The organism is Clostridioides sp. ES-S-0005-03, assembly GCF_020658455.1.
Classification (GTDB): Bacteria; Bacillota; Clostridia; order Peptostreptococcales; family Peptostreptococcaceae; genus Clostridioides.
The window spans coordinates 209,742-222,524 of the sequence record NZ_JACVWI010000001.1 but is presented as its reverse complement, the minus strand read 5'-3'; the positions used below and the strand labels follow the sequence as shown (position 1 = coordinate 222,524).

At 28.0% G+C, this 12,783-nt stretch carries 12 protein-coding genes; 2 read left to right on the top strand and 10 right to left on the bottom strand.

The features are described from left to right. Window positions 1–186: 186 nt before the first annotated feature. From nifU to IC218_RS01015, 10 genes are all read right to left on the bottom strand, one after another. Window positions 187–627, bottom strand: a complete 441-nt coding sequence (gene nifU / locus IC218_RS01060; protein ID WP_227434190.1) for a Fe-S cluster assembly scaffold protein NifU — start codon at window positions 625–627, stop codon at window positions 187–189. 55 nt (window positions 628–682) lie between these two features. After that, window positions 683–1,876 carry a cysteine desulfurase NifS gene (gene nifS, locus IC218_RS01055; RefSeq protein WP_227434189.1) on the bottom strand — a complete coding sequence of 398 codons (1,194 nt, stop codon included), beginning with the start codon at window positions 1,874–1,876 and terminating at the stop codon, window positions 683–685. A 17-nt stretch (window positions 1,877–1,893) separates the two neighbouring features. After that, the gene (locus tag IC218_RS01050) at window positions 1,894–2,343 is read right to left on the bottom strand and encodes an RrF2 family transcriptional regulator (RefSeq protein ID WP_227434188.1); all 450 of its coding nucleotides are present in this window, start codon (window positions 2,341–2,343) and stop codon (window positions 1,894–1,896) included. 109 nt (window positions 2,344–2,452) lie between these two features. Further along, window positions 2,453–3,223, bottom strand: coding sequence for a GNAT family N-acetyltransferase (locus IC218_RS01045; RefSeq protein ID WP_227823653.1), 771 nt, complete (start codon window positions 3,221–3,223; stop codon window positions 2,453–2,455). Between the two features lie 30 nt (window positions 3,224–3,253). Next, window positions 3,254–4,519, bottom strand: a complete 1,266-nt coding sequence (locus IC218_RS01040; protein ID WP_227823652.1) for a replication-associated recombination protein A — start codon at window positions 4,517–4,519, stop codon at window positions 3,254–3,256. A 114-nt stretch (window positions 4,520–4,633) separates the two neighbouring features. Continuing rightward, window positions 4,634–5,419: a GTP-sensing pleiotropic transcriptional regulator CodY gene (gene codY, locus IC218_RS01035; RefSeq protein ID WP_227823651.1), complete on the bottom strand. Its 786-nt coding sequence runs from the start codon at window positions 5,417–5,419 to the stop codon at window positions 4,634–4,636. A 163-nt stretch (window positions 5,420–5,582) separates the two neighbouring features. Further along, window positions 5,583–7,670, bottom strand: coding sequence for a type I DNA topoisomerase (gene topA, locus IC218_RS01030; protein ID WP_227823650.1), 2,088 nt, complete (start codon window positions 7,668–7,670; stop codon window positions 5,583–5,585). Window positions 7,671–7,702: 32 nt separating this feature from the next. Continuing rightward, a complete protein-coding gene (gene dprA, locus IC218_RS01025; RefSeq protein ID WP_227434183.1) occupies window positions 7,703–8,803 on the bottom strand; it encodes a DNA-processing protein DprA in 1,101 nt (366 codons plus the stop codon). A gap of 18 nt (window positions 8,804–8,821) precedes the next feature. Continuing rightward, window positions 8,822–10,405, bottom strand: coding sequence for a YifB family Mg chelatase-like AAA ATPase (locus tag IC218_RS01020; protein WP_227434182.1), 1,584 nt, complete (start codon window positions 10,403–10,405; stop codon window positions 8,822–8,824). A 30-nt stretch (window positions 10,406–10,435) separates the two neighbouring features. Next, the gene (locus tag IC218_RS01015) at window positions 10,436–10,780 is read right to left on the bottom strand and encodes a YraN family protein (protein ID WP_227434181.1); all 345 of its coding nucleotides are present in this window, start codon (window positions 10,778–10,780) and stop codon (window positions 10,436–10,438) included. A 184-nt stretch (window positions 10,781–10,964) separates the two neighbouring features. On the opposite strand from IC218_RS01015, the gene IC218_RS01010 reads away from it, so the two are divergent. After that, complete coding sequence (locus IC218_RS01010; RefSeq protein WP_227823649.1) at window positions 10,965–12,128, top strand: sensor histidine kinase; 1,164 nt, start codon at window positions 10,965–10,967, stop codon at window positions 12,126–12,128. Beyond that, window positions 12,121–12,765 (top strand): response regulator transcription factor, encoded by a 645-nt coding sequence (locus IC218_RS01005; RefSeq protein WP_227434179.1) that lies wholly within the window; start codon window positions 12,121–12,123, stop codon window positions 12,763–12,765. The genes IC218_RS01010 and IC218_RS01005 overlap by 8 nt, the downstream gene beginning before the upstream one ends. The last annotated feature ends 18 nt before the right edge of the window (window positions 12,766–12,783 follow it).

Here is a 12,783-nt window from a genome sequence, read left to right as displayed (position 1 = left end):
AATGTTTAAATATTATGGATGTGTATATTTTTTTATTATTTGATTAATTTCCAAAACGGGCTAGAATGGTAGTTTTAACAATAAAAAATAGCCGTTTTCTTTAAAACGGCTATTTTTCATCTTACCATACCATTATACACTTTTTTAAAATGATTTTAAACTTTTTTTGGAAAATTATTCCTTATTTTATTCTTCTTCCTCAATATCATGGTCATGAGCATCATCTATAACATATCCATCTAATTCTGGTATATGGATATTATTCTTTTTAGCATAGTCTATAAGTGCTGCTTTTACAGCTTGTTCTGCTAAAACTGAACAGTGCATTTTTACTGGTGGTAAACCATCCAAAGCTTCAGCAACAGCTTTATTTGTAAGGTCTAATGCATCTTTTATAGTCTTTCCTTTTATCATTTCAGTTGCCATAGAAGAACTTGCTATAGCTGAACCACAGCCAAATGTTTTAAACTTAACATCTTTTATTATGTCTCCTTCTATGTCTAAAAATATCTTCATTATATCTCCACATGTAGGATTTCCAACTTCACCTACACCACTTGCACCTTCAATTTCTCCCATATTTCTTGGGTTCATAAAATGTTCCATAACTTTATCACTATATTGCATTATTTTTTCCTCCTACATTAATTTATGCCTATTTTTTATGTCTTATCTATTTTGTCTATTTTACTAAACCTTGTTTCTTTGCATCATCGTAAAGTGGTGACATACTTCTAAGTCTTTCTATAACTTTTGGTAAATTTTCTAATATATAATCTATATCATCATCCGTTGTAAAATCTCCAACTGTAAGTCTCAATGAACCATGTGCTATTTCATGTGGTAAACCTATTGCAAGTAATACATGTGAAGGGTCTAATGAACCAGAAGTACATGCAGAACCACTTGAACCAGCAATTCCTAACATATCTAATAGTAAAAGTATTCCTTCACCTTCTATAAATTGGAATGCAAAGTTTGCATTTCCTGGTAATCTATTTTCTAAACTACCATTTATTCTCGTATAAGGTATTCTTTCTAAAACACCATCTATTAACTTATTTCTAAGACGAGTTAAAGTCTCAACATGGTTTTGCATATTTGCTTTAGCTAATTCTGCTGCTTTTCCATATCCAACTATTGCAGGTATATTTTCTGTACCTGCTCTTTTGCTTTTTTCTTGTGCTCCACCATGGACAAAGTTATGAAGTCTTACACCTTTTCTTATGTATAAAGCTCCAACACCTTTTGGTCCATATATTTTATGTGAAGACATACTCATTAAATCTATTTCTAATTCTTTAACATCTACTGGAATATTACCTGAAGCTTGTACTGCATCAGTATGGAATAATATACTGTGTTTTTTAGCTATTTCAGATATTTCTTTAATAGGTTGTATAGTTCCTATTTCATTATTTGCAAACATTATACTTATTAGTATAGTAGTATCTTTTATTGAATCTTCTAATTGTTTTAAATCAATTTTTCCTTCGCTATCAACATCTAAATAAGTTATTTCAAATCCATGATGTTTTTCTAAGTATTCACATGTATGAAGTATTGCATGGTGTTCTATTTTTGAAGTTATTATATGATTACCTTTATTTTTATTAGCATAAGCTACACCCTCTAATGTCCAGTTATCACTTTCTGAACCACCTGCTGTAAAATATATTTCACTAGGTTCAGCATTTATAAGGGCTGCTACTTGTTCTCTCGCTTTATCTAAAGCATCTTTTGCTTCTCTTCCGAATGTGTGAAAACTAGATGCATTGCCAAAATAATCTGTTAGGTATGGCATCATTGCATCTAATACTTCTTTTTTAACAGGTGTTGTTGCAGAATAATCCATATACAATCTTCTTTTTTCCATTACATTCATCTCCAAATCTATTTTTTAGTTATATTTGTTATATCATTTTCTAATTTATTTTTGTTATAGTCATTTATCATATCTTTAAGAGTAATTGAATCTATAACATCTTCTATACCCTTTTTCATCTTTTCCCAAACTATTTTTGTTACACACATGTTTGAGTTTTCACAGACATCTTCATCTAGTACACAGTCAGATAATGCAACTGGACCTTCCAATACTACAAGTATATCTCCTACTGTTATGTCTTCAGCATTCTTTGAAAGCAAATATCCTCCTTGAGCACCTCTTACACTTTTTACTAGACCCGATTTTTTTAAAGATGAAAATATTTGTTCTAAGTACTGGTCCGATATTTTTTGCTTTTTAGCAATAAATTTTAATGACACTGGTCCATTATCTTGATTTAGTGCTAATTCAAACATTGCCTTTAGTCCATATCTACCTTTAGTAGACAACTTCATACATTATCACCTCTATATAGAAATCTAATTCATACTGTTTTAGTAGGAATTACTTTCAACATAATTTTATTATACCCTACTAATTTTGTCAAGATTAATTTTAATTTTTTTATTTTGAATAAATCCCCCATTTTCCAATGTTTTCAAATCCTAATTTTTTATATATCTTTCCAGCTTCTTCATTATCATAAAACAAACAAGGCATTTTATTCTCTCTTAAAAGTTCTGAACATAGTTTAATTAAACATTTTGTAGCAAGCCCTCTAGCTCTATATTTAGGATGTGTACCTACTCCAATTATCATTGCATGAGTCCTGTTTTCTGATGTACTCTTTGCCATTGATACTACTTCTTTGTTAATCTCTATACAATATCCTCTACCTGTTCTTAAACCATTTTTTAAACTATCTAAAGTTGTACTGTGGAATTCATCTATCAAATCATAAAGCCTAACTGTTTTCTTTAGATTTCCAAGTCTAATTCTCTTGACCTTTTCATTACAATGATTGTCAATTAAAAATTTTTTAGTTCGAAGCTTACAAAAATCAACTATTTTTAGATTATTAAGTCCTAATCGCTTTGCTAAAGCATCTACAGCACTTATTTTTCCAGAAATTTCTTCGTAATCAGTGTCACAAAGCAATTCATAAAAGCCTTCAACATCATACTCTCCATCTGAATAAAACATCATAAATTCAAAATATTTAAGTAGTACTGCTCTGATTTCACCATTTAAACCTATATCTGCCCATAAATTTAAAAAGTTATTTCCATATCCATATCTTTCAATATCCCCTATTATAAATAAATTGTACTCAGGTTCTTTTTTTAAATATTTCATAACTCTACTATGATAACTTGAGTTAAGCTTTATAATCATAATATCTACCCCCGATACATAAAATTCAACTTAAAAATCGCTATCCAAATATTCTAGATATTTCTTTATATTTTTCTCAGTTTTGTTTTCTTGTGGTATGTAGTAAATACTATCTTTTATGCTATCTGGTAAATACTGTTGTTTTACATAATGATTTTTAAAGTTATGAGGATATTTATATCCACATCCTCTACCTATATCTTTAGAACCAGAATAATGAGCATCTTTTATACTGTTTGGTATGTCTTTAACAAATTCTCTATCTAATTCATCTAATGCTTTCATTATTGCCATACATGCAGAATTAGATTTTGGCGATGTAGCTAAAAGAACAGTAGCTTCTGCTAATGGTATTTTTGCTTCAGGAAATCCAAGTTGCATAGCTGAATCTACACAGGCTTTTACAATAACAACTGCATTTGGATAAGCTAAACCTATATCTTCACTAGCTATTACTAAAAGTCTCCTACAGATACTTATTAAATCTCCACCTTTTATAAGTCTTGCTAAATAGTGTATGGATGCCTGCGGGTCACTTCCCCTTATAGATTTTTGAAATGCACTTAAAATATCATAATGACTATCACCATTTTTATCATAGTTTATAATTTTATTAAATGTAGATTTTTTTACTACATCTGAATCTATATAGATTATGTTATCTATATTTGGTTTAGTTGAATAAACTACTAATTCTAAAGCATTTAAAGCCCTTCTCATATCTCCATCAGAGATAATAGCTATATCCTCAATAGCATCATTATTACATTCAATATCCATATAACTATCTTCATTTAAAACTTCAATTGCCCTTCTTAAGCCTTTTTCTATATCTAATTTTTCTAAAGGCTTAAATTCAAATATAGTCGCTCTACTTAGAAGAGCTTTATATACATAATGATATGGATTCTCTGTAGTACTAGCAATCAAAGTTATACTACCATTTTCCATAAATTCTAATATCGACTGCTGTTGTTTTTTATTAAAACTTTGTATCTCATCTATATATAGTAAAACCCCATTTATATTACTTATACTTCCAAGTTCTGCTATTACTTTTTTTATATCTTCTAGTGATGAATTAGTGGCATTTATTTTATAAAAATTTTTATTGCTTTTTTCTGCGACAATTTCTGCTACAGTAGTTTTTCCAACACCTGGTGGACCAAAAAATATCATATTTGGCAAAAAATTAGTCTGTAATATCTTAGACAGTATTTTTCCATTACCAATTATATGACTTTGACCTATTACATCATTCATTGTTTTTGGCCTTATTTTATCTGCTAAAGGCATATTCCCACTCCTATTCAAAAAAAATATTTCATGATTATTATCCCAATAATCCGTCTAAAAAAGGTATCTATTTGAAATAGATACCTTTTCTAATCACAATCTATAAAATTTAGATTATTGATTGTTTTTTAATTTTTTTAATTCATCTGTAAGTTTATCATTAAGTATTCTTATATGAGTTCCTTTCATACCTAATGATCTTGATTCTATCACACCTGCACTTTCAAATTTTCTAAGTGCATTTACTATAACTGACCTAGTTATACCAACTCTATCAGCTATTTTACTTGCTACAAGTAAGCCTTCTTTACCGTCTAATTCAGCAAAAATATGTTCAACTGCTTCAAGCTCGGAGTAGGACAGAGTGCCTATTGCCATTTGAACTACAGCTTTTTTTCTCATTTCTTCTTCTAATTCTTCACCTATTGCTCTTAATATCTCAAGACCAACAACAGTTGCACTGTATTCAGCTATCACTAAATCATCATCATTAAATGACATTGAATATCTTGAAAGTACTAATGTTCCAAGTCTTTGTCCACTTCCTAATATTGGTACTACAGTAGTATATTTTTGTAATCTTCCTTGTTCTTCAGGGAAAATATCTAATATCTTCTCACCATTTAAGTTTTCTAGTGTCTCATCAATTTTTAATAAGTTTTGAGTATATTCTTCTGAGAATTTTTTTTGCTTAGTATATTCGTCTTCTATAACTGAGCTATCTTCAATATCATTTAAATGAAGCCCTAGAACTTTACCTTTTGCACTTACTACATAAACATTAGAATTTAATACATCTCCTAATGCTCCGGCCAGTAAATCAAAAGAGACACTGCTTCCACCACTTGTTTGTAATGTTTTATTTATTTTTCTTGTTTTTTGTAATACTTCACTTGCCATTTAATCATCTCCTCATGAAATTTAGGCCTTTTAATAACCTTTATATTTTCTAATATTATTCTCACTTTTAATGAAAATTTATTTTTATATTAGTTGTTCACACTTGAAAGATTATCATAGTTTGGAACCTTTTTCAAGATAATTATGTGATTTTTTTCAATTTTCACTCTTTTCCGTCATTATGCTCTTTTGACTCTTTGTTACATTCTTTATTGGAGCATACTGTTTTCGTTTCAGATTTAGTCACTTTTTCAACCATATATGAACCACACTTTTCACAAAACTCTCCTGTTGGCTTATTCCAAGCTACAAAGTCACAGTTTGGATAATTAGAACATCCATAAAAAGCTTTCCCTCTTTTGGATTTTCTAAGGATAATTTCTCCTTCTTCACATTTTGGACATTTAACACCAATTTTATTCATAATTGGTCTAGTCGTTTTGCAATCAGGATAGTTTTTACAAGCCATAAACTTTCCAAACCTACCATATTTTATAACCATATTAGAGCCACAGTTTTCACAGATTTCATCAGTTTCTTCATCCATATTTATTTTTTCTATATTCTCAAGTGCTTCTTCAATGGCTTCTTTAAGTGGTGCATATGCTTCAGATACAATTTCTTTCCAATCTGTATTTCCCTCTTCTATGACATCAAGCTTACTTTCCATATCAGCAGTAAAATCTACATCTATAAATTTATGAAAATTATTTTCTAAAATATCAGTAACTATTATTCCAAGTTCTGTTGGACATAGACTTGTGCCTTGCTTTTCAACATATTCTCTATTTAATATAGTAGCTATTGTTGGAGCATACGTACTTGGTCTACCAATTCCCAGTTCTTCCAATGTTTTTACCAAACTGGCTTCTGTATATCTTGCTGGTGGTTGTGTAAAATGTTGGTCTGGCAATATATTTTCTATACTTAATATATCTCCTTTTTCTATACTTGGTAGAATCTTATCTTCTCTTTCTGAAAAATTGTATACCTTAGTATATCCATCAAATTTCATTTTTGAACCAGTGGCTTTAAATACAATATCTCCAGCCTTACATTCTACATTTAGTATATCGAATACTGAATCCTCCATTTGACTTGCTATAAATCTTCTCCAAATTAAATTATACAGCTTATATTGGTCTTTACTCAATGAAGCTTTTATGCTATCAGGAGTTCTATCAACGGAAGTTGGTCTTATTGCCTCATGTGCATCTTGAACCTTTTTAGTGTCTGGTTTTTCTTTTTTTTCTACAGGGTTTTTATAATAATTTTCACCTAAGTCACTTATTATATAATTCTTAGCTTTTTCTTTTGCTTCATCAGATATTCTCTTAGAATCAGTTCTTATATATGATATAAGACCAACAGTGCCTTCACCCTCTATATCTATACCTTCATATAGTTCTTGGGCTATCATCATTGTTTTTTTAGTAGTAAAAAACAACTTATTTGCACCTTCTTGTTGAAGCATACTTGTTGTAAATGGTTTTGGAGCTGATTTACGTCTTGATTTAGATTCTATCTTTTCAACTTTTAAATCCTTTCCTTCCATTTCTTTTAGTATTACATTAACAGCATCTTCATTTTCTAATTCAATTTTTTCATCGTTCTTTCCATAAAATTTTAAAGTTATATCTTTATCTTTTGCTGTCTTTGCTTCAACATCTATTGTCCAATATTCTTTTGGAATAAACGCTTTTATCTCTTTTTCTCTATCGCAAATTAATTTTGTTGTTACTGATTGTACTCTACCTGCACTAAGCCCTTTTCTAACCTTTTGCCATAATATAGGGCTTATTTGATATCCTAAAAGTCTATCCAATACTCTTCTAGCTTGTTGTGCATCTACTAAGTTTATATCAATATTTCTAGGATGCTTAATTGCTTTTTTAATTGCATCTTTAGTTATTTCATTAAACTCAATTCTACAATCATCAGATTCATCTAAATTTAGTATATGAGCTAAATGCCATGATATAGCTTCACCTTCTCTATCAGGGTCAGTTGCTAGATACACTTGTTTAGATTTTTTAGCTTCTTTTTTTAATTCCTTTATTACATCGCCTTTTCCTCGTATATTTATATATTGAGGTTCAAAATTGTTTTCTATATCTACACCTAATTTACTTTTAGGTAAATCTCTAACATGACCAACTGATGCTTTTACTGTATAATGACTTTTACCTAAAAATTTTTCTATGGTCTTAGCTTTTGCAGGCGATTCTACGATGACTAATGTTTTGGCCATAAAACCACACACCCCCACTACCTAATCTTAATTTATACATTTAAACTGTACGTTTTATTATTCATCTCTATTACTAACTCATTTAGTACTAATTCATTGATTATTGAATTTACATACTTTATTTCTATACCAGTATAATCACAAATACTATCTATATGCAAGCTTCCTTCTCTTTTTATAGCTTCAATTATTTGCTTAGACTTGGCATTTAAACTTATATTATCATATTTTTGATTTATTTTTTTATTGATAATATTAAATATGTTATACTCATTCAAAATATCATCTATATTTTCAATTAATTTCGCACCTTCTTTTATAATTTTATGACATCCTCTACTCATTTGAGAATTTATATTACCAGGTACTGCAAAAACATTTTTTCCATGTTCAAGAGCAAACTCTACTGTTATTAATGCACCACTTCGTATTGCTGCTTCTACAACCACTACTCCATCACTTAATCCACTAATAATTCTATTTCTATTAGAAAAATGATATGGAGCTACTGTTGAGTTAATATTATACTCTGATAATAATAGTCCCCCATTTTCTAATATTTTATTTGATAAATGTAAATTTTGTTTTGGAAGAGGGTTGTCTACTCCTGAACCAAGAACTGCTATAGTCTTAGATTTTCCATTCATACAACCTATATGTGAATATGCATCTATTCCTATGGCTAATCCACTTACTATATTAACTCCATATTGAGACAATTGACAACTCATTGTTTTTGCACAATTAATTCCATAAGCTGTAGGCTTTCTTGAACCTACTATAGCTATATTGAAATTATTATTAACTAAACTTATGTCACCTTTGTAAAATAATAACTTTGGAGCATTGTATATATTCTTCAAATTTTCAGGATATTCTTCATCATATTGGCAAATATATTTAATTGTTTTTTTGTAAAGTAGTTCTTTTATATTTTCTAAATAAGCGTGACCTCTATATTTTACTATATTTTTTCTAATATTCAAGCTTATATTTTTTAAATTATATATTTCTTTTTCAGAAAAATCAAATATATCTTCAATATTTACTATATTATTTTCTATTATTTCAATTGTTTTTGTTGTTATTCCACTAATTGATTTTAACCATAAATAGATATCTTTTTTCTCCATAAAATACACCTCAAAAACTTATTTAAAATAGCTATAATAAGCTCTTCTAAATGAAAAAGCTTCTATAATACACTGTGAATTTATCAACTCTATTCCTTCTAAATCAGCTATTGTTCTTGCCATCTTTAAAAGTTTTGTATAACTTCTACTACTTAAGTTATATTTATTAAATATTACTTTAGCCATTTTTGAAGCTTCTTTTTCTAATTTACAATATTTTAATAAATTAGAAGCCTTAATTTCACTATTATTTTTTATATTATCTTCTTTAAATCTATTTATTTGTATTTTTCTAGCATTTTCTACTCTCGTCTTTATTTTTTGAGAACTTTCTTCTTGTTTTGATGAATTTAAATCATCATATTTTACAGTATTTACTTCTACAAAAATATCAAACCTATCTAATAATGGTCCTGATATTTTATTTATGTATTTATTAATTTCATTGCTCCTACATCTACACTCTGTATTTGACATATAATAACCACATGGACATGGATTCATAGCTGCAATTAGTAATACTCTACAGGGATATTTTGTACTATACTTTACTCTAGATATATTTACATACCCATCTTCTATAGGTTGTCTCAAAGTCTCAAGTATTTTCCTATCAAATTCAGCGATTTCATCTAAAAACAAAATCCCCCTATGTGCTAGTGCTACTTCTCCAGGTCTTGCATCTGTTCCTCCACCAATTAAAGACTGCTTTGTAGTTGTATGATGAGGCGCTCTAAAAGGTCTCTTATCGATTATGCCTTTATTTTCATCTATCATACCCAATACACTATAAACCTTACTTACTTCTACCATCTCTTCTATACTTATATCTGGCAAAATTGTTATTACTCGTTTTGCAATCATTGTTTTACCTGAACCTGGAGGCCCAATCATAAGCATATTATGATTTCCAGCAGCGGCTATCTCTGCGCTTCTCTTTATAAAATAATTTCCTCTAACATCCTTAAAATCTTCATCATGTTTGCTTTCTTTTGTATCATAAAACTCAGGATATTTACAATATGTATAATTCCCATTTGTTTCTATTTCTTCATTTAAAAAAGACATTATTTTTTCTTTATCGACTTTTATTTCTCCATTTAAAAAACCTATACATTCTTTTAAACTTTTAATAGGTATTATATCAATTTCTTCTATAAATAAACTTTCTCTTATATTGTCAACTGGTATAAAAATACGCTTTATATTTTGGGTTTTTGCACCTATAATTATTGGTAATATCCCTCTTACTTTTCTTATTTTTCCATCTAGTGATAATTCTCCTATAAACATACTTTCTCTTATATAATTTTCATCTTTTTCTATTAACCCTCTTAAAAGACCTATACTTATTGATAAATCTAAAAAAGCACCTTCTTTTTTTATATCTGCTGGTGATAAATTTACAACAATTCTTGTATTTGGAAATTTATATCCACTATTGATAATAGCTGATTTAACTCTCTCTCTCGCCTCTTTAATTTCCTTACTCGGAAGACCCACAATATTGAAACTAGGTATACCATTACTTGTATCCACCTCAACCTTTACTAGAAAACTTTCAATTCCTATTAAATTACTTGAGTTAATAATACTTAACATATAATAATCCTTTCCAAACCTTTATCTTTCTTAAAAAGCATTCATTATGTGATTTACTCTTTTTTCTGATAAATAAACTTCTACAATATCAAATCTTATGGGAATATTATGTAAATTATTTTTTGTGATATAGTATTTAGCAATCTCAACTATCTTTTTTCTCTTCTTGAAATTTACAGATTCACAAGGATAACCATACCTTAAACTAGACCTTGATTTTACTTCTACAAATACAATCTCATCATCTATCCTTACTATTATATCGACCTCTCCAATCTTTAATCTGTAGTTTTTTTCTAATAGTTTTGCGCCTTTTGACAATAAATAATTAATTGCTACTTCTTCTCCAAAATCACCTTTTTCTTTGTTATTCATTTTTTACTCCAATACATTAAATTTTTACTTTTTGATTATGGTCAGTATACGATTTAACTATTCAAATTTTTTAGATTGATTTTATTTCTATTAATATTAATAGATACTTCTATTGACTTTATTCTTTTATGATATTATCCTAGTTTTCATAAGGAAAGTTTATTTTTATGGAGGAGTTCTTTTAATGAATAGAAAAAAATTAGTTACTTTTATACGATATTTGTCCCTATTTATAGTACTTGTAAGTTCTTTAAACACTACTGAAAATATATTGTATCCAGTTATAACCATAATAATATTATTTCTAATTATAATAAATAATCAAGTCAGATTTTTTTCTTTATCAAATAATAGTAGACTTGTACTTATTTCTTATTTTTTAGAATTTGCTTTAATTTTCATATTATATAATTGTACAAAGACTTTTAATTCAGTTTACTTTGTTCCTTTAATTTTGGACATATCATTTTTTATAAATAAAAAATACAAATACATATTATTGTTTTTCATTATAGTATCTTCTTTTATTATTAGTTTAGACAAAAACTTGTATCTAGCGTTGGAATCAAGTTCAATATTATTGATTATATCTATACTTTCTATATATATAGAAAGTGAAAATATATCTAAATTATACAATCAAAACCTTTATGATAAACTTAGAATTTCTAAAGATAAATTAAAAAAATCTAATTCTGATTTAGAAATTTATGCAAGTTCTATAGAAGAACTAGCCATTTTAAAAGAGAGAAACCGAATATCTAGAGAAATACATGATAGTGTTGGACATTCTCTTTCTACAACAATAATACAGCTAAGTGCTATAGAAAAGCTCTTAACTGATAAGCCAGAAGTATCTGATTTAGTACATGAACTCAGAGAATTCGTAAATGAAAGTTTTCAAGATGTTAGAAGAGCTATATCTGAGTTAAAACCTATTGAATATGAAAATTATCAAAATTTATTTAAAATTAAAGAACTAATTAAAAGCTTTATTAAGCTTACAAATATTAATGTAAGACTAACTATATCAAAAAACACTTGGAACCTATCTAGAGCTCAGTCTATAGCTTTATATAGACTTATTCAAGAATCGCTTTCCAATGCATCAAGACATGGAAAAGCAAGTAAAATCAAAATTTTTATAACATTTAATCCTTCAAATCTTATAGTTACGATTAGTGATAATGGTATAGGATGTGAAAATATAAAAAAAGGAAATGGAATTAACAGTATTAGCGAAAGAATATATGAACTAAATGGAAAAGTTGAATTTGATAATCACAATGATGGATTTACAATTAGAGCTTCTTTTCCCAAATTTTTAGGGGGTGATTTTTTTGAGTAAAATCAAAGTTCTTATAGTTGATGATGAAAAACTAATTAGGAAAGGTCTTAAGATTATATTGTCATCTTATGATGATTTGGAGATAATTGGAGATGCCTCTAATGGATATGAGGCTTTAGAATTTTGTAAGTCAAATGAGGTAGATGTTGTTCTTATGGATATTAGAATGAATATTTGTGATGGTGTTTTAGGTACAAGACTTATAAAAGAATATGATGAGTCAATAGCACTATTAATTTTAACTACATTTAATGATGATGAATATATAAAGGATGCAATGAAATTTGGAGCTTCAGGTTACCTTTTAAAAGACAGCTCTGATGAAGTGTTACATGAGGGAATACGCTCTTCATTTTTTGGCAATGTTGTACTTGACAAAAATGTAATTGAAAAAATTATGTCAGTTGAAAAAACTGTCGAACACGAACATATTTCTAATATATATAATTTAACTGAAAAAGAAATATCCATAATTAAGTTAATTGCAGATGGGCTTAGTAATAAAGAAATAAGTCAAGAATTATTTTTATCTGAGGGTACCATAAAAAATAATATAACTAATATTTTAGGTAAATTGGAACTTAGAGATAGGACTCAATTGGCTATATTTGCTTTCAAAAATAAAATTGTAATATAATATGTCAATAAAAAAGCT

Coding starts and splice junctions, on each gene's coding strand:
- nifU (WP_227434190.1), bottom strand. CDS start 627: ATGCAATATAGTGATAAAGTTATGGAACATTTTATGAACCCAAGAAAT.
- nifS (WP_227434189.1), bottom strand. CDS start 1,876: ATGGAAAAAAGAAGATTGTATATGGATTATTCTGCAACAACACCTGTT.
- IC218_RS01050 (WP_227434188.1), bottom strand. CDS start 2,343: ATGAAGTTGTCTACTAAAGGTAGATATGGACTAAAGGCAATGTTTGAA.
- IC218_RS01045 (WP_227823653.1), bottom strand. CDS start 3,223: ATGATTATAAAGCTTAACTCAAGTTATCATAGTAGAGTTATGAAATAT.
- IC218_RS01040 (WP_227823652.1), bottom strand. CDS start 4,519: ATGCCTTTAGCAGATAAAATAAGGCCAAAAACAATGAATGATGTAATA.
- codY (WP_227823651.1), bottom strand. CDS start 5,419: ATGGCAAGTGAAGTATTACAAAAAACAAGAAAAATAAATAAAACATTA.
- topA (WP_227823650.1), bottom strand. CDS start 7,670: ATGGCCAAAACATTAGTCATCGTAGAATCGCCTGCAAAAGCTAAGACC.
- dprA (WP_227434183.1), bottom strand. CDS start 8,803: ATGGAGAAAAAAGATATCTATTTATGGTTAAAATCAATTAGTGGAATA.
- IC218_RS01020 (WP_227434182.1), bottom strand. CDS start 10,405: ATGTTAAGTATTATTAACTCAAGTAATTTAATAGGAATTGAAAGTTTT.
- IC218_RS01015 (WP_227434181.1), bottom strand. CDS start 10,780: ATGAATAACAAAGAAAAAGGTGATTTTGGAGAAGAAGTAGCAATTAAT.
- IC218_RS01010 (WP_227823649.1), top strand. CDS start 10,965: ATGAATAGAAAAAAATTAGTTACTTTTATACGATATTTGTCCCTATTT.